A 22,686-nucleotide genomic window follows, 5' to 3' on the forward strand; every position below is an offset into this window, starting at 1 on the left:
GCTACTTCCTTCCTAGCTATCCCGAGAGCGTCGAAATGACTTCAACCGAGTCCAACAAGCCGTTAACCGAAGCGACCACTTTCATCAGCAAGTCCAAGTCTCGTGTTCGTGAAGGGCTGCCCTACCCCCTGGGCGCCACCTGGGACGGCTCCGGCGTGAACTTCGCCATCTTTTCCGCCAACGCCACCAAGGTGGAACTCTGTCTCTTCGACGACGAAGGCAAGGAAGAAATCGAGCGTATCGAACTGCCGGAATTCACCAACGAGATCTGGCACGGCTATCTGCCCGACGCCCGTCCTGGCACCCTCTACGGCTATCGCGTGCATGGCCCGTACGAGCCGCAGAATGGCCATCGTTTCAACCACAACAAGCTGCTGATCGATCCCTATGCCAAGCAGATCGTGGGCGAGCTGGAGTGGAACGACGCCCTGTTCGGCTACACCATCGGCCACCCCGATGGCGACCTGTCCTTCGACGAGCGTGACAGCGCGCCCTTCATGCCGCGCTGCCGCGTCATCGACCCCGCCTTCACCTGGGGCAACACCACCCACCCGCGCGTGCCGCGTGATCGCACCGTGTTCTACGAGACCCACGTCCGTGGCTACACCATGCAGCACCCGGCTGTCCCGGAAAGCGCCCGCGGCACCTTCTCCGGTCTGCAGGAAAGCGAGGTCATCGACTACATCAAGTCGCTCGGCATCACCTCCGTCGAACTGATGCCGATCCACTACTTCCTCGATGACAACCACCTGCTGGAAAAGGGCCTGAGAAACTTCTGGGGCTACAACACCCTGGCCTTCTTCGCCCCGCACTCGCGCTACATGGCCAGCCAGTCCATCGGCGAATTCAAGGTGATGGTCGCGCGCATGCACAACGCCGGCCTCGAGGTCATCCTCGACGTGGTCTACAACCACACCGCCGAAGGCAACGAGATGGGCCCGACCCTCTCGCTCAAGGGCATCGACAACGCCAACTACTACCGCCTGATGCCCGATGATGCGCGCTACTACATCAACGACACCGGCACCGGCAACACCCTGAACATGAGCCACCCCTGCGTGCTGCAGATGGTGACCGACTCGCTGCGCTACTGGGCCACCGAGATGGGCGTGGACGGCTTCCGCTTCGACCTGGCCACCATCCTGGGTCGCGAGCCGGACGGCTTCGACGAGGGCGGCGGCTTCCTGCACGCCTGCCGTCAGGACCCGATCCTGGCCGAGACCAAGCTCATCGCCGAACCCTGGGACTGCGGCCCTGGCGGCTATCAGGTGGGCAACTTCCCGCCCGGCTGGATGGAGTGGAACGACACCTTCCGCGACACCGCCCGTGCCTTCTGGAAGGGTGACGAGGACAAGATCGGCGACTTCGCGAAGATCTTCCTGGGCTCCGGCGACAAGTTCAATCGTCGCGGTCGCAAGCCCTATTCGTCCGTGAACTTCGTGACCGCCCACGATGGCTTCACCCTGGCCGATACCGTGTCGTACAACGACAAGCACAACGAGGCCAACGGCGAAGACAACAACGACGGTCACTCCCACAACCTGTCGTGGAACTGTGGCGCCGAAGGCGAGACGGACGATCCGGAAATCATCGAGCTGCGCTATCGCCAGATGCGCAACCTGCTGGCCACCCTCTTCCTCTCCCAGGGCACGCCGATGCTGCTGGCCGGCGACGAATTCGCCCGGACCCAGGGCGGCAACAACAACGCCTACTGCCAGGACAGCGAGATCGGTTGGGTCAACTGGGAGATCAGCGAGAAGAGCGCCGAACTGCAGGAATACGTGCGCAACCTGATCGACCTGCGTCGTCGCTATCCGCTGCTGCGTCGTAGCCGCTTCTTCACCGGCGCCTACAACGAGGAATTGGGCGTCAAGGACGTCACCTGGCTGCAACCCGGTGGCACCGAGATGGGCGACGAGCAATGGCAGGACGGCAGCAACAAGTGCATGGGCATCCTGCTCGATGGCCGGGCCCAACCGACCGGCATTCGTCGCAAGGGCGCGGATACCTCGCTGCTGATTCTGGTCAATGCTCATTATGACGTGGTGGATTTCACCCTGCCGGAAGTCCCCATGGGCGAGCATTGGTCCCTGCAGCTGGACACCAATCAGCCCGACCTGGATGCCGGCGACGTCTTCAATTTCGGAGACACCTATCAGGTCACCGGACGCTCGGTATTGCTGTTCGAGCTGACCCAGACCAAGCGGAGGAAGCGCCAGGCATGACGGACGCGCAACAGGGTTTTTCGTTCAAGGTCCTGACCATCAACACGCACAAGGGCTTCACGTCCTTCAACCGCAAGTTCATCTTGCCGGAATTGCGCGAGGCGGTGCGGACGGTGTCAGCGGACATTGTCTTCTTGCAGGAGGTGTTGGGTACCCACGAAAAGCACCCGTTGCGCTTCGAGAACTGGCCGGCGGCGCCGCAGTACGAGTTCCTGGCCGATTCCATGTGGACCGATTTCGCCTACGGGCGAAATGCGGTCTACCCGGATGGCCATCACGGTAATGCGGTGCTGTCGAAGTTTCCCATCGTCAGTTACGACAACTTCGACATTTCCATCGCCGGACCGGAAAAGCGCGGGATGCTGCACTGCGTCCTGCGTGTTCCGGATCAGGGTGTGGATCTGCACGTGATCTGCGTACACCTGGGATTGCGGGAAAAGCACCGCCAGATGCAGATGAAGCTGATCTGCGAACACATCAATTCCCTGCCCAGCGACGCTCCCGTCGTGGTGGCGGGGGATTTCAACGACTGGCGCCAGAAGGCCAATGACATCCTTGGCCAGGGCGCGGGCCTCGAAGAGGTGTTCATGAAAACCGCGGGACGCCTGCCCAAGACCTTCCCGGCGAAGCGTCCCCTGCTCTGCCTGGATCGCATCTATACCCGTAACGTCAGTGTCGGGCGCCCACAGGTGCTGGGCAATCAGCCGTGGTCGCACCTTTCCGACCACGCTCCCCTGGCTGCGGACTTCCACCTATGAACTTCGAATGGCGGGACGGAAACCGCATCGCCTTGCTGGAAAACGGCGAGGACTTCTTTCCACGGGTCTTCGAGGCGATCCGCGAAGCCGAGCGCGAGGTGATCATCGAGACCTTCATCCTCTTTTACGACAAGGTCGGCAAGGCCTTGCAGGAGGAGTTGGTCGCGGCGGCCAAGCGCGGTGTCCAGGTGGACATCACCGTGGATGCCTACGGCTCGCCGGACCTGCCGCAGGCCTTCATCGACGAGATGGTCCATGCCGGGGTGCGCTTTCGCTACTACGATCCGCGCCCCCTGCTTATGGGCATGAGGACCAACCTCTTCCGCCGCCTGCATCGCAAGATCGTGGTGGTGGACGCCCGCCTGGGTTTCATCGGCGGCATCAACTATTCCGCCGAGCACCTGGGCGACTTCGGGCCCGAGGCCAAGCAGGATTATGCCGTCGAGGTCGAAGGCCCCATCGTCGATGACATCCACCGCTTCGCCCGCGACGCCATCAACTCCCCCGAGGAGACCCACCGTTGGTGGGGTAAGCGCTCGCAGAAACCGGCCGACAATCGCAATCCCGGCAATGCCCAGGCGCTGCTGGTGTTCCGCGACAACGACGAGCACCGCGCCGATATCGAAAAGCACTACCTGGAGATGCTGCGCAACGCCAAGCGTGAGGTGGTGATCGCCAATGCCTATTTCTTCCCCGGCTATCGGCTGCTCAGGGAGATGCGCAATGCGGCGCAGCGTGGCGTCCGCGTGGTGCTGATCGTCCAGGGCGAACCGGACATGGCCATCGTCAAGGTCGGCGCCCAGATGCTCTACAACTACCTGGTCAAGGCCGGGGTGGAGATCTACGAATATTGTCTGCGCCCCCTGCACGGCAAGGTGGCGACCATGGACGAGCATTGGTCCACCGTGGGTTCGAGCAACCTCGACCCCCTGAGTCTCTCGCTCAATCTCGAATGCAACCTGATCTTCCACGACCATGCCTTCAACCGTGAATTGCGCGGTCGCCTGGAAACCCTGATCCAGAATCACTGCGAGCACGTCGACAGCAGCAAGGTGCCCAAGCGCACCTACTGGCACCTGGCCAAGACGATGCTGGTCTTTCACTTCCTGCGCCACTTTCCCGCCTGGGTCGGCTGGCTGCCCGGTCATACCCCTAAGATCGAACTGGTGAGTCCGCCGGTGCAGCCCGAGCTCGAAACCCAGGACCGGGTCGATTCCTCGATCTCAAGGTATCCGCAACGATGAGCAGCCACAGCGACACCCTGGACCACGCCGACGACGAGGCGGACCAGCAGGCCGCCGACAAGCCGCAGAACAAGCACTGGGTCCTGGCCAAGAAGATTCTCACCTGGGTGTTCCTGATCGCGGTGGTGGTGCTGCTGGTGATCTATGCCCGCAAGGTCGACTGGGGCGAAGTCTGGAAGGTCTTTACCGGCTACAAGTGGACCACCCTGGCCATGGCCGGTGGCCTGGTGGTGCTGTCCTACATCATGTATGGCTGCTACGACCTGATCGGGCGCGCCTATTGCGGCCACAAGCTGGTCAAGCGCCAGGTGTTCCTGGTGTCCTTCATCTGCTACGCCTTCACCCTGACCCTGAGCACCTGGGTCGGCGGCATCGGCATGAGGTATCGCCTCTACTCGCGGCTGGGCCTGTCCAGCGGCACCATCACCCGGATCTTTTCCCTGAGCATCGCCACCAACTGGCTGGGGTACGTTCTGCTCGCCGGCGGCATCTTCGTCAGCGGCGTGGTGGACATGCCGCCCAACTGGTTCGTCGGCGACACCACGCTGCGCCTGATCGGTTTTGGCCTGCTGGCCTTCATCGTCTTCTACCTGGGCGTCTGCGCCTTTGCCAAGCAGCGCGAATGGACGGTGCGCAAGCAGCGCCTCGCCCTGCCCTCGTTGCGCATGGCCTGTCTGCAGCTGCTGGTGTCCTCGATCAACTGGATGGCCATGGCCGCCATTGTCTATCTCTTCCTCGGCCGTCAGGTGGACTATCTGCACGTGCTCGGCGTCCTGCTGCTGTCCAGCATCGCCATGGTCATCGTGCATATCCCGGCCGGGGTCGGTGTCCTGGAGACGGTGTTCATCGCTCTGCTGGCCAACGACGGTCTTTCCCAAGGCAAGATCATCGCCGCCCTGCTCGGCTACCGGACGCTGTACTTCATCGTCCCGTTGCTGATCGCCGCCGTGCTCTACTTCGCCCTGGAGAGCCGCGCCAAGAAGCTCAAGGTCAGCAACGACCGCCGCGAAGAGCGCAAGCAGCAGGAAAAGCACGCCACCTAGGACGTGCCCTATCTGTTATTGGGCTGGTGCATGGAAATCAGCCGGTAGAACAGCACACGCCCGCCCTCGGTGGCGGGCCCTTCCCCATCGCGCAAGCGGGCGCCCGCCTTGAAATACAGGTGGTGGTTGCTCCAGGCGCTGTCCAGTTGCAGACCCAGGTCTCCGTTGCGCGAACCGGCGCCATGGGCACGTACCGTGAGCACCCCGGTACGCGCCAGCTTGATGTCATAGCTGAAGCGACTGTTGAGCGGCAGATGCTCCAGCAGGATGACGTCCTTGGGACTGTCGGTGGGGCTTTCCCGCAACCGGGCGATGAGTTGGCCCTGCTCGACCTGGCCCTTGGCAGTGGCCGCGCTTTCCACCCGATAGACTAGCTGCAACAGGGCCTGGGACGCTTCAGGCGCGGCGGTCTGGTCCTCGATCTGGCTGATGATGACCTCGGGGCGTGAGGGCACCTGCTGCACCGCCGCTTCGGCCTGCAACAGGGCATCGGCCTCGCGATACTTCCAGGCATAGGCGCTGCCATCCGGACGCGTTTCGCGCAACTCGGTGGCGGGATAGCTGTTGAAGGGTTGCGGGGTACCGGTCACGGGGACCCAGAACAGCAGCGACCCTCCCTCACCACGCATGAGATAGGGGCTGCGAAAGGCGCTGCTGTTGAGTTCGGCGGTCTGTACCTGGGCCACGGGCATGGGTACGGGAACCGTCAGATTCCATTCGGCGAGATCGATCATGGTGCTCTCGGTTGCCAGATGCCTGACAAGCATCGCCCAGAACGGGGATGCCTGTCAGCGCAGCGCGTCCCTTGCGGGACGCTCCCGGATCAGCCCTGCGGCTTGAACACCAGCACACCGAGGGGTGGCAACTGCAGATTCAGCGAGGCCGGCTGACCATGGGCGCCGATCTCCTCGGCGTTCACCCCACCGCCGTTGCCCAGGTTGGAACCACCGTAGCGCTCGGCGTCGCTGTTGAAGATCTCCTGCCAATGGCCCAGCGAGGGCACGCCCACCCGGTAGTCATGCCGCGGTACTGGCGTGAAGTTGGCGATCACCAGCAAGGGCCGCTGCTGAGCATCCTTGCGTAACCAGGCGAAGACGCTGTTGCCATTGTCGTCGCCGACCACCCAGTCGAAACCCTCGGGCAGGTGATCGCGCTCGTGCAGTGCCGGCTCATTGCGATAGAGCTGGTTGAGATCGGCCAGCAATTGCTGCACACCGCGGTGGGTGCCGTGCTCCAGGAGGAACCAGTCCAGCTCGCGGTCATGACTCCACTCGCGCCACTGGCCGAACTCGCAGCCCATGAACAACAGCTTCTTGCCCGGGTGGGTCCACATGAAGCTCAGGTAGGTGCGCAGATTGGCGAACTTCTGCCAGACGTCCCCTGGCATCTTCTCGATCATCGAGCCCTTGCCGTGCACCACCTCGTCGTGGGAGATGGGCAGCATGAAGCGCTCGGACCAGGCGTACACCAGGCCAAAGGTCATCTGATGGTGATGGTACTGGCGATAGACCGGATCCTCTTCCACATAGTGGAGGGTGTCGTTCATCCAGCCCATGTTCCACTTGAAGTCGAAGCCCAGGCCGCCTTCACTGACCGGTGCGCTCACACCCGGCCAGGACGTGGATTCCTCGGCGATCACCAGCGCACCCGGCGCCTCTTCGTGGACCACCTCGTTGAGGTGACGCAGGAAGGCGATGGTTTCCAGGTTCTCGCGACCGCCATGGATGTTGGGGATCCACTCGCCGTGCTTGCGCGAATAGTCGCGGTAGAGCATGGAAGCCACGGCATCCACCCGCAGGCCGTCGATGTGGAAGTGCTTGAGCCAGTGCATGGCCGAGGCCAGCATGAAGCCGTGCACCTCATGGCGCCCCAGGTTGTAGATGTAGGTGTTCCAGTCCTGGTGGAAGCCTTCGAAGGGATGCTCGTATTCGTACAGGGCGGTGCCGTCGAAGCGAGCCAGGCCGTGTTCGTCGGTGGGGAAATGCGCCGGCACCCAGTCGAGGATGACACCGATGTCGGCCTGGTGGCAGGCGTCGACGAAGGCGGCGAAATCCGCCGGGGTACCGAAGCGCGAGGTGGGCGCGAACTGGCCGAGCGGCTGGTAGCCCCAGGAACCGCTGAAGGGGTGTTCCATGATCGGCAACAGCTCGATATGGGTGAAGCCCATCTCGCGGACATAGGGAATCAGGCGCTCGGCCAGTTCCCGCCAGTTGTACTGGCGCCCCTCGTCACCGCCTTCGCGGCGCCAGGACCCGGCGTGCAGTTCATAGACCGAGATCGGCGCTTCCACACCCTGCAGTTCGCGGCGGCGGGCCATCCAGTCCTGGTCGTGCCAGGTGAAGGGCTTGTTGTCGGCCACCACCGAGGCAGTGCGCGGCGGCAATTCCGCGGCCAGGGCGATGGGATCGGCCTTGAGCGGCAGTACGCCGTGCTGGCCGAGGATCTCGTACTTGTAGGAAGTACCGACCGGCAGGCGCGGCACGAACAGCTCCCAGACGCCGCTGTTGGCGCGCAGGCGCATGGGCAGCCGGCGGCCGTCCCAGCTGTTGAAGTCGCCGACCACCGAGACGCGGCGGGCATTGGGGGCCCAGACCGCGAAGCGCACGCCCTCTACGCCGGCGACTTGGCAGCGCTGAGCACCAAAGGTCTCGCCGAGGTTGCGGTGGCGGCCTTCGTTGAACAGATAGAGGTCGGTCTCCCCAAGCAGCAGACCGAAGGAATAGGGATCCTCGGTCTCCTGCACGCCGCTGGGCCAGCGGATGACCAGCTTGTAGGGCGCGGCGTATTCCAGCCGCGCGACGAACAGCCCGGGCACCCGCCCCGGCTGCATCTGGGCCAGGGGCCGACCGCTGACGCGATCGACCAGCTCCACGCCCAGGGCGTTGGGCAGGAAGGCGCGGACGATCACGCCCTCGCCATCGGGATGGGGACCGAGCACGGCGAAGGGATTGCCGTGCTCGCCGCGGGCCAGCGACTCGGCTTCGGCAGCCGAGAGCCGGGCGTCGTCCAGGGGAGCGACGGGAGCGGTGTTGTGATCGGTCATGCGCGGGCTCCGGACAAGAGGGTCTCGACGATGGCAGCGACGCCACGTAGCGGGATGTTGATCCAGGTGGGTCGGTTGGCAGCCTCGTAGCCTATCTCATACACCGCCTTCTCCAGGCTGTAGAGATCCAGCGCCGCCTGCTCGCCGCGCTCGCCCCACTGGTGGCCGATACCGGCCGCCGCAGCGCGATAGCCTTCCAGGAAGGCCGCGTAGGAGGCATTGCGATAGGTCTCCGCCGCCTTGGCACGCAGCTGCAGATGCTCTTCCGAGGTATCGGCGCCGGCGTTGCTCGACTGGGTGACCATGGCCGCCGCGTAGTCGAAGGAGCGCAGCACCCCGGCGACGTCCTTGTGCGGACCGTACTTGCCGCGCCGCTCTTCCAGCGACCGCGCCGGCTCGCCTTCGAAGTCGATGAGAATAGCGTCGTCCTGGGCCACCAGCACCTGACCCAGGTGCAGATCGCCATGGACGCGGATGCGCAGACCGCCTTCGACATCCGCGGCCAGGGCCTCGATGCGCTTGGCCAGGGCTTCGCGCTTACCGACCAGACCCTGCAGCAGCTCCTTGCCGGTGGCATCGAGCTTGTCGCTCATGCCCTGCAGGGTGTCCAGGGCACCGTCCACCTGGACGCGAACGCGGTGCGCCAGCTCCTTGGCCGCCTGGGCGTCCACGGTTTCCGGCGCGAAGGCCGCGTCTTCGGTGGGCTGCGCCAGCACCAGGTGCATCTCGCCCAGGCGCTTGCCCAGCACGCCGGCGAAGGCCGCCAGATCGCCCATGGCAGTGAACTCGTTCTCCACGTCGGAGATGCCGCCGCTGAGCAGATCGCGGGTGACGCGATCCAGACCGTCCAGACTCCAGGTCCAGGCATCGCCCTGGTTGTGGATGTGCTGCTGCACCAGCATCAGCACGTGCGGGGTGCCATCCGGCGCGATGCGCTGGGCCACGGCATGGGTCGCGGCGATGTTGGCGAAGCCGGCCTGGGCCAGGTAGCGCCCCATCTCCACTTCCGGATGGATGCCCGGCGCCACCTTGCGGATCAGCTTGAGCATCAGGTGGTCGCCGACGATCAGCGAGCTGTTGGACTGCTCGACACCCAGGTGCTTGATCTCGATGTCCGGATCCAGCGCGAAGTCCTCGGGCTGGTCATAGACCTCGAAGCTCAGCTCGCCGGACGGCGAAGCGATCTTGGCGCCCTTGCGGAAGGCGTCAAACACGCCATGGACGAAGCTGGTCAGGGCGAAGGCATCGGTCACCAGGCCCACGCGCCGCACGTGGCGGATGCGCGACAGGGCCAGCTGGGTGGCCAGCGGACTGCAGTGCTGGTCCTCTTCGGCGAGGAAGCCCAGGGGCAGCGCATAGCGCTCTTCGCCCTTGGCATTGGTCACCACCACCTCGCTGAACATCACCGGCAGCTTGGGCGTGTTGATCTGGGCCGCATAGTCCAGGCGCACGCTGGTGATGGCTTCGTCCTTGGAACCGAACCAGCGCCGCTTGGGCAGATAGACCGGCAGCACCTCTTCGAAGATGCGGCGCGGCTCACCCTCCAGCAATTCCTGCAGGTGCCGCTTGATGACCACCGTCTGGTAGTCGGGCATCGGCGCCGGCGGCTCGGTGTGCCAGGCGGGCATCTGCTCGTTGCCGGCCAGGTAGAACCAGTAGAAGCCATAGGGCGGCAGGGTCAGCATGTAGGGCAGCTGGCCGATGGGCGGGAAGGCGCTACCCCCGATCATCTCCACTGGCACCTGACCGGCGAAGCTGGACAGGTCCAGTTCCACCGCCTGGGCGGCGCGGGAGACGTTGGCCACGCAGAGGATGGTCTCGTGTTCGCCCTGGGCGTTGGTGAAGTCGCGCAGGTAGGCCAGGATGCGTCTGTTGGTGGGCGACAGCATCTTCAGGGTGCCGCGTCCGAAGGCCTTCTGCTGCTTGCGCACGGCCAGCATGCGCCGGGTCCAGTTGAGCAGCGAATGGGGATCGCGCGACTGGGCCTCGACGTTGATCGCCTGGTAGCCATAGAGCGGATCCATGATCGATGGCAGCACCAGGCTGGCTGGGTCGGCGCGGGAGAAGCCGCCGTTGCGGTCGACCGACCACTGCATCGGGGTACGCACGCCGTCGCGGTCGCCCAGGTGGATGTTGTCACCCATGCCGATTTCGTCGCCGTAGTACATCGTCGGGGTGCCGGGCATCGACAGCAGCAGGCTGTTGAGCAGTTCGATACGCCGACGGTCGCGCTCCAGCAGGGGCGCCAGGCGGCGCCGGATGCCGAGGTTGATGCGCGCGCGGCGATCGGAGGCGTAGTAGTTCCACAGATAGTCCCGCTCGCGGTCGGTCACCATCTCCAGGGTCAGTTCGTCGTGGTTGCGCAGGAAGATCGACCACTGGCAGTTGGCCGGGATCTCCGGGGTCTGGCGCAGGATGTCGGTGATGGGGAAGCGGTCTTCCTGGGCGATGGCCATGTACATCCGCGGCATCAGCGGGAAGTGGAAGGCCATGTGGCATTCGTCGCCATCGCCGAAGTACAGCTGGGTGTCTTCCGGCCACTGATTGGCCTCGGCCAGCAGCATGCGGTCGGGATAGTTGGCGTCGATCTCGGCCCGGATTTCCTTGAGCACCGCGTGGGTCTCGGGCAGGTTCTCGTTATTGGTGCCGTCGCGTTCCACCAGGTAGGGGATGGCGTCCAGACGCAGGCCGTCGACACCCATGTCCAGCCAGTACCTCATGATGGAGATCACCGCCTTCATCACCTGGGGATTGTCGAAGTTCAGGTCAGGCTGGTGCGAATAGAAGCGGTGCCAGAAGTACTGGCCGGCGACCGGGTCCCAGGTCCAGTTGGACTTCTCGGTGTCGAGGAAGATGATGCGGGTGCCGTCGTACTTCTGGTCGTCATCGGACCAGACGTAGAAGTTGCGTGCCGCCGAGCCCTTCTTGGCGCGGCGGGCGCGCTGGAACCAGGGGTGCTGGTCGGAGGTGTGGTTGATGACCAGTTCGGTGATCACCCGCAGGCCACGGGCATGGGCCTCGGCGATGAACCTCTTGGCATCGGCCATGGTGCCGTAGTCGGGGTGGATGCCGCGGTATTCGGCGATGTCGTAGCCGTCGTCGCGCCGCGGCGAGGGATAGAACGGCAGCAGCCAGATGGTGTTGACGCCCAGGCTGGCGATGTAGTCGAGCTTCTCGATCAGGCCGGGAAAGTCGCCGATGCCATCGTTGTTGGAGTCGAAGAACGACTTCACGTGCACCTGATAGATGACCGCGTCCTTGTACCAGAGCGGATCGTCGATGAAGGCAGCGGGTTTGCGGGAACGAGCTTTATTGGGTTTTGCCATGTCGTCAGGTCCTTAACAGGGCGTCTGAATCGAATGCGTGTACCGGTCGTCCTTGCCGCCCGGCAGTGATGACGGCCGGGCCAGGCGGTGCGGATCTGTCCGCACCGCCTGGCCCGTGCCGCCCGAGCTAGCGCTAGTGGCCCGCCTGGATGCGCCAGATGCCGAAGGGCATCGACGGCTCTAGGCGCGTCCACTGGGTCTTGCCGTACCAGGCCCAGCGGTGCCCGGTCATGAGGTCCTCGCCGTAGGTGGTGGCGTGGTCGTCGAGACCCAGCTCCCACAGCGGCAGTTCGAAGTGGCCTTCCTGGGCGTTGAAGGGATCCAGGTTGACGGCGATCAGGATGAAGTTGCCCAGGTCGTCGGTGCGCTTGCCGAAATAAAGGATCTGGTCGTTCCAGCAGTTGTAGATCTTCAGCCCCAGGTGGGTCTGCAACGCCGGGTTCTGCCGGCGGATGCGGTTGAGCTGGGCGATCTCGCCCATAATGTTGCCGGGGGCGTAGAAGTCGCGCGGGCGCAGCTCGTATTTCTCCGAATCCAGGTACTCCTCCTTGCCCGGCGTGAGCGGCGCGCCCTCGCAGAGTTCGAAGCCGGCGTACATGCCCCACAGGCCGGAGCCCATGGTGGCCAGGGCGGCGCGGATCAGGAAGCCGGGCCGGCCGCTGGTCTGCAGGAAGCCCGGGTTGATGTCCGGCGTGTTGACGAAGAAGTTCGGCCGGTAGCAGTCACGTAGCGGGGCTTCGTTGAGCTGGGTGAAGTATTCAGTCAGCTCGGCCTTGGTGTTGCGCCAGGTGAAGTAGGTGTAGCTCTGGCTGTAACCGACCTTGCCCAGGCGCGCCATCATGGCCGGCTTGGTAAAGGCCTCGGCGAGAAACATGACATCGGCGTCACGACCGCGGATGTCGGCGATCAGCCACTCCCAGAACGGCAGCGGCTTGGTGTGGGGGTTGTCGACGCGGAAGATTTTCACGCCCTGCTCCACCCAGTGCCAGACCACGTCGCGCAGCGCCAGCCAGAGATCCGGCACGGCATCCTTGGCATAGAAATCGACGTTGACGATGTCCTGGTACTTCTTCGGCGGATTCTCCGCATAGCGCATGGAGCCGTCCGGCCGCCAGGAGAACCAGCCCGGATGCTCCTTGAGCCAGGGGTGATCCGGCGAACACTGGATGGCGAAGTCCAGGGCGATCTCCAGGCCATGGTCGGCAGCGGCCGCCACCAGGGCGCGGAAGTCGTCCAGGGTACCCAGCTCGGGATGCACGGCGTCATGGCCGCCATCCGGGCTGCCGATGGCATAGGGACTGCCCGGCTGGTCCGCGCCCGCCCCCAGGGTGTTGTTCTTGCCCTTGCGGTGGGCCAGGCCGATCGGATGGATCGGCGGGAAATACAGCACATCGAAGCCCATGTCGCGTACGCGCGGCAATTCGCCGATCACGTTGCGGAAGGTGCCATGACGGTGGGGGTCGTCGGTGATGGAACGCGGAAAGAGTTCGTACCAGCTGGCGAATTCGGCGCGCAGGCGCTCGATGTCCAGCGGGTATTCGATGCTGTGGGTCAGGTGGACATAGGCATCCACTGGCGCCATGGCCTGGCTGGCCTCGCCGGCCAGGAGCACGGCGACCTTGTCGCCCTCGCTGCCGGCCTGGTCCAGCCGCTGCAGCAGCGCCTCCAGGGGACCGCGCTGCTCGCCTTCGGCGCGGGACAGGGCTTGCTCCACATGGATGCGGCCTTCCTGCAATTCCAGGTTCAGCCCCACACCCGCGGCGTACTTCTTCTCGATTTCGTAGCGATAGGTGCCCCAGACATCCCACCAGGCTTGGACCACGAATTCGTAGCGACCCACCGCGGGCGGAGTGAAGCGGCCGCGCCAGAGATCGTTGGTTTCCAGGGTCAAGGGAGCCTGTTGCCAGTTCTCCTCGCCCTCCTGACGCCAGAGCACGCTGGCCGCCAGCTTGTCGTGGCCATCGGCGAAGATCTTGGCGGTCACCTCGACGACGCGCCCGGCGATGCCTTTGGCGGCGAACTGGCCATTGTCCACGGCCGGCGTGACCGACTCTATGGCGATGCGCGGGGTCTGGGCAGCGGTAGCGGGATCGAGGGAAAGCGTGGAAAAAGAACCGGGGAGATCGGTGTTCGACATCGAGCCTGACTCCATCTTGGGACGCGTGAAAGGTCGCAACGCGCAAGCGCTGCGACCTTGGTCATGAACCCGCTACTGCTTGGCTTGCCGCCAAAGAGGCCCGGCTGGCCGAACCCTTCAAGGGAATCGGTAACCCGTAGTGACACCCCTAGGGACGCCACTCCAGACAGCCGCGGCTCTACTGCAACCGGAAGCACTCACGCGGGTGTGTCTGAAAGAGTCTGAGCGCCGACGACGCGCAAAAGTTCAGCCAAACCGCAATGAACGACAGGCACGTAAAACTAGCCAAATCCCATAAATATCAGCTACTTAAGGTAAATAAATGAAGTTATTTCTAACTTAGCGACCAGCGCTACGGTGCTTATTGAAGACCACCGTAGCGCAAGCCGGAGTAAGGATCGCCCTCAAGCCAATATTCGATAAATCACTTGAGCTACGATCTATAACCCCATGATTTCACTCATAAGGCGTATAGGGGAGATCGCGTTTGTGCGCGCTACGCTGGTAGGTATTGAGAATGATCTCCAGCGTGGCCGGGCTCACCGCCTTGCCTTCCAGGAAATCGTCGATCTCGGCGTAGGTGATGCCAAAGGCATCTTCATCGGCCTTGCCGGGCGACAGGGATTCCAGATCGGCGGTCGGCACCTTGTGCACCAGCTCGTTGGGGGCGCCAAGCCACTCGGCCACCGCCCGCACCCGACGCTTGTTGAGACCATGCAGAGGCGTGAGATCGCAGGCGCCATCGCCGAATTTGGTATAGAAGCCCATCAGGGCTTCCGCCGCGTGGTCGGTGCCTATCACCAGACCCCGGCGCGCGCCGGCCACCGCGTACTGGGCGATCATGCGCTGGCGCGCCTTGATGTTGCCCAGCGTGAAATCCTCGTGCAGTTCGTCATCGAAGGCCACGCGGGCTTCGCGCACCGAGGCGAGCATGGCGTCGCTGGCTGGCTTGATGTTGACGGTGTGGGTCTCGTCGGGCTGGATGAATTGCAGGGCGCGCTGGGCATCCGCCTCGTCACGCTGCACGCCATAGGGCAGTCGCATGGCGATGAACCTCAGGCGCGCATTGCCGCTCTCCTCGCGCGCCCGCTCCACCGCCAGCTGGGCCAGGCGACCGGCCGTGGAGGAATCCACGCCGCCACTGATGCCCAGCACATAGCTTTCCTGGCGGCTGTTCAGCAGATAGTCCTTGAGAAACTGAATGCGACGCTCCGCTTCCTCGGCCGGATCGAAATGCTCGGGTACCTGCAGGGCCTGGATGATGTCGCGCTGAAGGGCTTCGGTCATCGGGCGTTCTCCTCTGATTCGCGTTCGAGACGTTGATGATAGGGCACCACGGCGCCGAGGCTGTGCCGGGCCGCTGCCAGCTGCACGGCCTCACGGTCGCCGGAAAAATGCTGGGTTTCAGAATAGAGCACGATGTCGTCACCGACGCGGTAGCCCCAGGCAAAACAGACGGTCCCCTGGGGAATGCCGTCCGCCCCGCCCGGTCCGGCCAGCCCGGTATTGGCGATGGCCACCTGGGCCGGACTGTCGCGCAGGGCGCCAGCAGCCATCTCCCGCGCCACTTCCTCGCTGGTGAGGTTGTGCCGCTCGATGGTTTCCGGCCTGACGCCCAGCAGGCGCTGCTTGGCCTCGGGCGAATAGACGACGTAACCGGATTCGATGCAGCTGCCGCTGCCGGGTATCTCGGACAACAATCCCACCACCTTGCCGGCCGTGCAGGATTCGGCCGTGGTGAGTTGCAGTTCGCGGGTCTTGAGATAGTCCAGCATGGACTCGATTTTGTTCATGAGTGCGTGTCCCCGAAAGCAGTTCTCCTCCGTTGGAAGAACGGCGAAATGGGGAAGTTCTCGGGTCAGTTGCCGGGTATTTTCCAGGTCGGCGGGCGTGTCGATGTCGCGATGGATACCGGCGTCCGCGATCTCCCGCTCTAGTACCGAACCCTCGCGCAGGAGCCGTTTCGCTCCCTCGTCGCCCGTGAGTTCGCCCAGCGCAGCGGCAAAATTCCGACCAAAGAGCACGGGATGGCCGCGCCGGCCCTGGTAAGTAGGGACGACGATGCGCTCGGGATGATGCAGCTCCAGCAGCTGGCGGGCCGTGGCGGGCTGCACGAAGGGCATGTCGCCCAGGGCGACCAGCCAGCCGGACGCCTCGGGCGTCCTTCGCACGGCCGCGGCCAGGCTGTCGCCCATGCCGGTGGTGGGCAGGCTGAGTACCGCCAGGCCTTCCTGCCGCGCCAGCGCGGCGCGCCAGGGGGCGCTGTCCGAGACCACGGCCAGGCACGGCAGACCCAGGCCTCGCCACAATCGAAAGGTCGCCTGCAACACCGTCAGCTCGGACGGACCGGGCAAGATGGCCTGCAGCTTGTCGTCTCCGCCGGCGGCGCGGAACCGGCTTCCGGCACCCGCCGCGAGGATCAGCACCTGAACGCCGGGCATCCCTAGGCGACCTGCTCCACCGCCACCAGGGCGCGCTTCTTCTGGGTCAGGGCGATGCCGTTCTTGACCGCTACCACCTCCGCCAGCAGCGACAGGGCGATCTCTGGTGGCGTATGGCTGCCGATGTGCAGGCCGATGGGACCGTGCAGGCGATTGATCGCCGCCACCGGCACCTCCAGCTGCAGCAGCCGCTCCCGCCGCCGGTCGTTGTTGCGCAGCGAACCCAGGGCGCCAACGTAGAAGGCGTCGGATTGCAGCGCCGTCAGCAGCGCCAGGTCATCCAGGCGCGGATCGTGGGTCAGGGCCACCACCGCGGTGCGCTCGTCCGGGCGGATCGCCAGCACGGCATCGTCCGGCATGCCCGGGATGAAACGCGCCTGGCGCGTCTCCCAGCCCTGGCGGAATTCCTCGCGGGGATCGCAAACCAGCACCTCGAAATCGAGCATGGCGGCCATGTCAGCGACATAGAGCGACAGCTGACCGGCGCCGATCAGCAGCAGCCGCCAACGCGGTCCGTGTACCAGGCGCAGGCAGTGCTCGTCCAGGGCGACCGGCTCGTCGCGGGTGGTGCTGGAGATCCGCACCTTGCCGGTGGCCAGGTCCAGCTCGCGCAGGGCCAGTTCGTGGTCGTCACAGCGTTGCAGCAGTTGCTCGACCCAGCGCCAGTCACCGACCTGCTCCTGGACCAGGCGCAGGGTGCCCCCGCAGGGCAGTCCGAAGCGGGCGGCTTCGTCACCCGAGACGCCATAGGTGATGACCTCCGGACGCTCGCCAGCGAACTGGCCGGCGTGCAGCCGGGCGATCAGGTCGTCCTCGATGCAGCCACCCGACACGGAGCCGCATACCTGGCCGTCGTCACGCAGGGCCAGCATGGCGCCCGGCGGCCGCGGCGAGCTGCCCCAGGTCTGGACCACGGTGAACAGGCTGACGCCATGCCCTGCCCGTCGCCAGGCCAGGGTCATGCGCAAAACTTCTTGATCGACACTGTCCACGCCCTGCTCCTCTCTACCTTGCACCTGCGACGGCAAAATCGTCGTTCCGGGGGTAGAACCCAACAGCGGAGCGGGGTTCCCCAGGGCGGAACCCGGTGGATCGCCGGCCTATCCATAGGGGACACCCCAAGAGGAGAACGTCCATGCCCCGCTCGATCTGGAAAGGCGCCGTCAGCTTCGGCCTGGTGCACATCCCCGTGTCGGTCGTCTCGGCGACCCGGCAATCGGGCATCGACTTCGACTGGCTGGATGAACGCAGCCTCGACCCGGTGGGTTATAAGCGCATCAACAAGACCACCGGCAAGGAGGTCCCCAGCGAACACATCGTCAAGGGCATCGAGCACGGCAAGGGCAAGTACGTGGTGCTCAGCGAAGACGAGATCCACAACGCCCTGCCCGAGGCCACCCGCACCATCGACATCCTCACCTTCGTCGAGGCGCGAGAGATCTCCATCCTGCACTTCGAGAAGCCCTACTACCTGGCGCCGGACAAGAACGGCGAAAAGGTCTATGCCCTGCTTCGCGACACCCTGAGCGCCGCCGGCAAGGTGGGCGTGGCCAACCTGGTGATGCACTCCAAGCAGCACCTGGCGGTGATCATGCCGCTGGGCGACGCCCTGGTGCTCAACACCCTGCGCTGGGCCGACGAGGTGCGGTCCGCAGAAGACGTCGGGCTCGAGGGGCTGGACGCCAAGGTCAGCAAGAAGGAAGTGGACATGGCCCAGCGCCTGGTGGACGACATGACCGAGCAATGGGACCCGGAGCAGTACCACGACACCTTCAAGGACAACGTCATGGCGCTGGTAGAGCGCAAGCTCAAGGACGGCAAGCTCGAAGCCGTCGCCGAGGAGCCCGAAGCCGAGGACAGCGGCGCCGACGTCATCGACCTCACCGAATTGCTGCGCCGCAGCCTGGGTGGCAAGAAGGACAAGGCCAAGGAGGCGCCCAAGTCCAAGAGCTCCGGCCGTTCGACCACCCGGCGTAGCCCTGCCGCCAGCCGCACCCGCAAGGCCAAGTGAGGAGCGCCGCCATGGCCAGCTCGACCAGTGAATACAACCGCAAGCGCAACTTCGACATCACCGCCGAACCGCGTGACGAGGGCAGCTCCCGCCGGCGCAAGGCCAAGGGGGCCCTGAGCTTCGTCATCCAGAAGCACGACGCGCGCCGCCTGCACTACGACTTCCGCCTGGAGCTGGATGGCACCCTCAAGAGCTGGGCGGTGCCCAAGGGTCCCAGCCTCGATCCCGGCGAAAAGCGCCTGGCGGTGCAGGTGGAGGATCACCCCCTCGCCTACGGCAGCTTCGAAGGCAGCATTCCCGAAGGCCAGTACGGCGCCGGCGATGTCATCGTCTGGGATCGTGGCGAGTGGGAGGCGGATGGCGATGCCGCCGAAGGCTATGCCGCGGGCAAGCTCAAGTTCGAACTCAGGGGTGAAAAGCTGCGCGGTCACTGGACCCTGGTGCGCACCCGGCTGCAGGGCCACAGCGACAAGCCGCAGTGGCTCTTGATCAAGGAGCGCGACGACCAGGCCCGCGACACCGCCGACTACGAGGTGACCGTCGCCGAGCCCGACAGCGTGCTGAGCGACAAGACCCTGCCCCGGCTGGCGCAGTCCAAGGCCAAGGGCAAAACCTCCGCCAAAGCCAAGGCGACCCAAAGGCCGACCCGCCAGCCCACCGCCAAGGCGCGCAAGGCCAAGCTGCCCGAGTTCCTGGAAGCCCAGCTGGCCACCCTGGTCGACAGTGCGCCGGCCGGCGACTGGCTGTACGAGGTGAAATACGACGGCTATCGGCTGCTCGCCCATATCGAGGGCGGCGAGGTGCGCCTCTTCACCCGCAGCGGCAACGACTGGACCGAGCGCCTGCCGGAGCAGGCCAGGGCCCTGGCCGCGCTGGGCCTGGAAAACGCCTGGCTGGACGGCGAGATCGTGGTCAACGACGCCCAGGGCGTCTCCAGCTTCCAGGCGCTGCAGAATGCCTTCGAGACCGGCAAGGCGACCCGCATCACCTATTACCTGTTCGACCTGCCCTATCTCAATGGCGCAGACCTGCGCGAGGTGCCGGTCGAGCAACGCCGCGAGTTGCTCGGCAAGCTGCTGGAAGAGAGCAACGACAGCGAGCTGCTGCGCTTCTCCGCCGCCTTCGAGGTGCCGGCCGATCGCATCCTGGCCAGTGCCTGCGAACTCGGGCTCGAAGGGGTCATGGGCAAGCGCCTGGGTAGCCCCTATCGTTCGCGGCGCAACAAGGACTGGATCAAGCTCAAGTGCGCCCACCGCCAGGAATTCATCATCGTCGGCTATACCCCGCCCAAGGGCGGCCGCCAGCACCTGGGCGCGTTGCTGGTGGCGCTGCACGATGACCAGGGCCAGCTGCACTATGCCGGCAAGGTCGGTACCGGCTTCACCGCGGTCGTGCTCAAGCAGCTGCACGCCCACTTCCAGCCGCTGATCGTCGATCAGCCGCCGGTGGTGGATCCGCCCAAGGGCGCCGCCTATCGCGAAGTGACCTGGCTGCGGCCCGAGCAGCTGTGCGAGATCGCCTATGCCGAGCTGACCCAGGACCGCATCGTCCGCCAGGGCGTCTTCCACGGCCTGCGCGACGACAAGCCGGCCGAGGGCATCGGCCTGGAAGAGGCGACACCAGCCCGCGAGGCCGAGGCGCCGCGCCCGTCCGCCGCACGCCGTCCGTCTGCGGGCAAGCAGCAGGACGCCAGCGTCGCCGGGGTACGCATCAGCCATCCCGAACGGGTCATCGACGAAGCCAGCGGCGCGCGCAAGCTCGACATCGCGGGCTATTACGCCGCCGTCGCCGACTGGATCCTGCCGCACCTGGCCGACCGACCCGTGGCCCTGGTCCGGACGCCCGAGGGTATCGCCGGCGAGCAGATCTTCCAGAAGCACAAGCAGACCCTGGCGATCCCCCATATCCGCGAACTCGATCCGGCGCTGGACCCGGGGCATGCGCCGCTGATGGTCATCGACAGTCGCGAGGCCCTCATCGGCGCGGCCCAGATGGGCACGGTGGAACTCCATACCTGGAACGCCACCGCCGACCGCATCGACCGGCCCGACCGCTTCATTCTCGATCTCGACCCTGATCCCGCCCTGCCCTGGTCGCGCATGCTGGAGGCGACGGGGCTGGTGCTGACCCTGCTCGACGAGCTGGAGCTGCAGGCCTTCGTCAAGACCAGCGGCGGTCGCGGCCTGCACCTGGTGGTGCCGCTGGATCGGCGCCAGGACTGGGACACCGTCAAGGCCTTCGCCCAGGCGGCGGCCCAGCACCTGGCCAACACCCTGCCCAAGCTCTTCGCCGCCAAGATGGGCGCCCAGAATCGCCAGGGGAAGATCTTCGTCGACTACCTGCGCAATCGCCATGGCGCCACCACGGTCAGCGCCTTTTCCCTGCGCGCCCGTCCCCACCTCGGCGTTTCGGTACCCATCGCCCGGGATGAGCTGGCGACCCTGGAGGCCAGCGACCAATGGCGCTTCGACTCCCTGCTGGAACGCCTCGAAGGGCTCAAGGACGACCCCTGGGCCGGGTATGCCGAGATACGCCAGAGCCTTACCGCAGCGCGGCGCAAGCGGCTCGGCGTAGCGTAGCGATGCGCCTGCCGTCGGCAAGCGTACCGGCTAAGCGAAACCCCTTATCGCTGCCCGTGGTCTGCACTAACGAGCGCTGTCGTGGACAGCGCCGTCGCCAGCCACGGGATGGAGCCGATGTCGATCGATCTGGATAGCCTCCAGGACACCCTGGACGAGTGGGCCTATGACGAGGTCACTCCCGCACTGCTGCAACACCGACTCCAGATTCTCAACCAGCGCGGTCTCGACCGCCTGCCGTTGCCCGGCCAGGGTCAGACCCTGGACCGTTGGCGCGCCTTGGCCCAGGTCGCCCATCATGACCTGGGCCTGGTGAAGCTGTACGAAGGCCACACCGATGCCTTGGCCATCCTGAGCGAACTGGAGGGCTACGCGCCGCCCGAAAGCCTCTGGGGCGTCTGGGCCGCCGAGCCGCCCGATGCCCGCCTGCTGGTGCGCTACAGCGCCGACGGCGTGGTCACCCTGCACGGCCGGAAGTCCTGGTGCTCCGGCGCCTCCCTGGTCAGTCACGCCCTGGTCACCGCCTGGATGGACGATCATCCGATGCTGGTGGCGGTGGAAATAAAGCAACCCGGCGTCGAAGTCACCCAGGACGGCTGGCGGGCCATCGGCATGCAGCACACGGGTAGCGTCGACGTGCTGTTCGACGGGGCCGCCGGCGTGCTGGTCGGGGCGCCCGGTCGCTACCTGCAGCGTCCCGGCTTCTGGCATGGCGGCGGCGGTATCGCCGCCTGCTGGTATGGCTCCGCCACCGCCCTGGCCGATACCCTGCGCGCTCACTGCAAGCGTCATCGCGAACCCCATGCCCTCGCTCACCTGGGCCATGTGGACGCCGCCCTGCTCGGCGCCGCCACTGCACTGCGCCAGGCCGCCGAGTGGCTGGACCTCAACCCCGAGGCGGACGCCCGTTATCCCGTCTGCCAGTTGCGGGCCCTGGTCGAGCAGTGCGCCGAAATCGTCATCCGCCATACCGGCCGCGCCTTTGGCGCCGCGCCGCTGTGTCGCGACGCCTATTGCGCCCGCCACATGGCGGACCTCCCCGTCTACCTGCGCCAGAGCCACGCCGAACGCGACCTGGCGGTGCTGGGTGACCTCAATCTGCTGGAGGGTGCCCCTTGGCAACTGTAGGCGATCGTCAGATTCAGGGAGCTGGCACCGCGCCCGAGGCGTGGCTGCAGTGGTCCGGCTTCGCCGAGATGCCGGCAATCGAGGCCTCGCAACTGGTCCCGCCCGGCCATCGCGCCGTGGTCGTCGCCCCGCACCCGGACGACGAGATCCTCGGCTGCGGCGGCCTGCTCTGCCAGTTGGGTGAGCTGGGGCGTCGTCTGGCACTGGTGGCGGTCACCGACGGCGATGGCAGCCATCCGCAATCCACCCTCTGGCCGGCCACCCGCCTGCGCAATACCCGTCCACTGGAGACCCGCGAAGCCCTGCGCCGCCTGCATCTGGAGCGCGCCACCGTGACCCGCCTGGCGATACCGGACGGCCATGTAAGCGAGCAGGAAGCCGCCCTGCAGCAGCGGCTGGTGGAAATCCTCACGCCGGAAGACGTGGTCTTCGCCACCTGGCGATTGGATGGCCATCCCGATCACGAGGCGACCGGCCGCGCCGCCGTGGAAGCCTGCCGCCTGCGCGGTGCCCGCTGCATCGAGGTGCCGGTCTGGACCTGGCACTGGGCCGCCCCGGGCGATCCACGCGTGCCCTGGGAACGGGCGCGGCGCCTGGAACTGGAGGAAGACGTCCTGGCGCTGAAGAAGCGCGCGGTGAATGCCTTCGGCAGTCAGCTGACCGAGGACACGAGCACGGGACAGGGACCCATCCTGCCGCCTGCGGTAGTGGCCCGTCTCACCCGTGCCTGGGAGGTCTATCTGACGTGACC

General features: G+C 65.5%; 15 protein-coding genes and 1 pseudogene. 8 read left to right on the forward strand and 8 right to left on the reverse strand.

Annotation, left to right across the window (positions count from 1 at the left end; all coding sequences use genetic code 11):
• The first annotated feature begins 35 nt into the window (after positions 1–35).
• Genes glgX through PSEK12I1_RS0117465 form a run of 4 tightly spaced genes read left to right on the forward strand, consistent with a single transcriptional unit; the run spans position 36 to position 5,270 of the window.
• Positions 36–2,225, forward strand: a complete 2,190-nt coding sequence (gene glgX / locus PSEK12I1_RS0117450) for a glycogen debranching protein GlgX (protein WP_223855432.1) — start codon at positions 36–38, stop codon at positions 2,223–2,225.
• Positions 2,222–2,983, forward strand: coding sequence for an endonuclease/exonuclease/phosphatase family protein (locus PSEK12I1_RS0117455; protein WP_007161821.1), 762 nt, complete (start codon positions 2,222–2,224; stop codon positions 2,981–2,983). The genes glgX and PSEK12I1_RS0117455 overlap by 4 nt, the downstream gene beginning before the upstream one ends.
• A complete protein-coding gene (clsB, locus tag PSEK12I1_RS0117460) occupies positions 2,980–4,227 on the forward strand; it encodes a cardiolipin synthase ClsB (protein ID WP_027602410.1) in 1,248 nt (415 codons plus the stop codon). The genes PSEK12I1_RS0117455 and clsB overlap by 4 nt, the downstream gene beginning before the upstream one ends.
• On the forward strand, positions 4,224–5,270 hold the full coding sequence (locus PSEK12I1_RS0117465; protein WP_037007058.1) for a YbhN family protein: 1,047 nt from the start codon (positions 4,224–4,226) through the stop codon (positions 5,268–5,270). Before clsB ends, PSEK12I1_RS0117465 begins: the two co-directional genes overlap by 4 nt.
• 8 nt (positions 5,271–5,278) lie before the next feature.
• Here the strand turns inward: PSEK12I1_RS0117465 and PSEK12I1_RS0117470 are convergent, their stop codons facing one another.
• From PSEK12I1_RS0117470 to PSEK12I1_RS0117500, 8 genes and pseudogenes are all read right to left on the reverse strand, one after another.
• Positions 5,279–6,004: a polysaccharide lyase family 7 protein gene (locus PSEK12I1_RS0117470; protein WP_027602412.1), complete on the reverse strand. Its 726-nt coding sequence runs from the start codon at positions 6,002–6,004 to the stop codon at positions 5,279–5,281.
• Between the two features lie 89 nt (positions 6,005–6,093).
• On the reverse strand, positions 6,094–8,313 hold the full coding sequence (gene glgB / locus PSEK12I1_RS0117475) for a 1,4-alpha-glucan branching protein GlgB (protein WP_027602413.1): 2,220 nt from the start codon (positions 8,311–8,313) through the stop codon (positions 6,094–6,096).
• Complete coding sequence (treS, locus tag PSEK12I1_RS0117480) at positions 8,310–11,639, reverse strand: maltose alpha-D-glucosyltransferase (RefSeq protein WP_007161826.1); 3,330 nt, start codon at positions 11,637–11,639, stop codon at positions 8,310–8,312. The genes glgB and treS overlap by 4 nt, the downstream gene beginning before the upstream one ends.
• 133 nt (positions 11,640–11,772) lie before the next feature.
• Positions 11,773–13,776, reverse strand: coding sequence for an alpha-1,4-glucan--maltose-1-phosphate maltosyltransferase (locus PSEK12I1_RS0117485; protein ID WP_027602414.1), 2,004 nt, complete (start codon positions 13,774–13,776; stop codon positions 11,773–11,775).
• Positions 13,777–14,232: 456 nt separating this feature from the next.
• Complete coding sequence (gene nadE, locus PSEK12I1_RS0117490; RefSeq protein WP_027602415.1) at positions 14,233–15,063, reverse strand: ammonia-dependent NAD(+) synthetase; 831 nt, start codon at positions 15,061–15,063, stop codon at positions 14,233–14,235.
• Complete coding sequence (locus PSEK12I1_RS25030) at positions 15,060–15,569, reverse strand: CinA family protein (RefSeq protein WP_027599226.1); 510 nt, start codon at positions 15,567–15,569, stop codon at positions 15,060–15,062. Before PSEK12I1_RS25030 ends, nadE begins: the two co-directional genes overlap by 4 nt.
• Positions 15,570–15,734: 165 nt before the next feature.
• Positions 15,735–16,217: pseudogene (locus PSEK12I1_RS25035) on the reverse strand (NTP transferase domain-containing protein); the annotation flags it as partial.
• 2 nt (positions 16,218–16,219) lie between these two features.
• Complete coding sequence (locus tag PSEK12I1_RS0117500) at positions 16,220–17,209, reverse strand: XdhC family protein (protein WP_027602416.1); 990 nt, start codon at positions 17,207–17,209, stop codon at positions 16,220–16,222.
• A gap of 143 nt (positions 17,210–17,352) precedes the next feature.
• Between PSEK12I1_RS0117500 and PSEK12I1_RS0117505 the strand changes: the two genes are divergently transcribed.
• From PSEK12I1_RS0117505 to PSEK12I1_RS0117520, 4 genes are all read left to right on the forward strand, one after another.
• Positions 17,353–18,228 carry a Ku protein gene (locus PSEK12I1_RS0117505; protein ID WP_027602417.1) on the forward strand — a complete coding sequence of 292 codons (876 nt, stop codon included), beginning with the start codon at positions 17,353–17,355 and terminating at the stop codon, positions 18,226–18,228.
• Positions 18,229–18,239: 11 nt separating this feature from the next.
• On the forward strand, positions 18,240–20,807 hold the full coding sequence (gene ligD, locus PSEK12I1_RS0117510) for a DNA ligase D (protein WP_027602418.1): 2,568 nt from the start codon (positions 18,240–18,242) through the stop codon (positions 20,805–20,807).
• A 117-nt stretch (positions 20,808–20,924) separates the two neighbouring features.
• Positions 20,925–21,935 (forward strand): acyl-CoA dehydrogenase, encoded by a 1,011-nt coding sequence (locus tag PSEK12I1_RS0117515; RefSeq protein ID WP_371099742.1) that lies wholly within the window; start codon positions 20,925–20,927, stop codon positions 21,933–21,935.
• Positions 21,923–22,684 (forward strand): PIG-L deacetylase family protein, encoded by a 762-nt coding sequence (locus PSEK12I1_RS0117520; protein ID WP_231501018.1) that lies wholly within the window; start codon positions 21,923–21,925, stop codon positions 22,682–22,684. Before PSEK12I1_RS0117515 ends, PSEK12I1_RS0117520 begins: the two co-directional genes overlap by 13 nt.
• Positions 22,685–22,686: the final 2 nt, after the last annotated feature.

Origin of the sequence: Pseudomonas sp. MOIL14HWK12:I1, from assembly GCF_000510705.1 — a bacterium.
GTDB lineage: Bacteria > Pseudomonadota > Gammaproteobacteria > Pseudomonadales > Pseudomonadaceae > Chryseomonas > Chryseomonas oryzihabitans.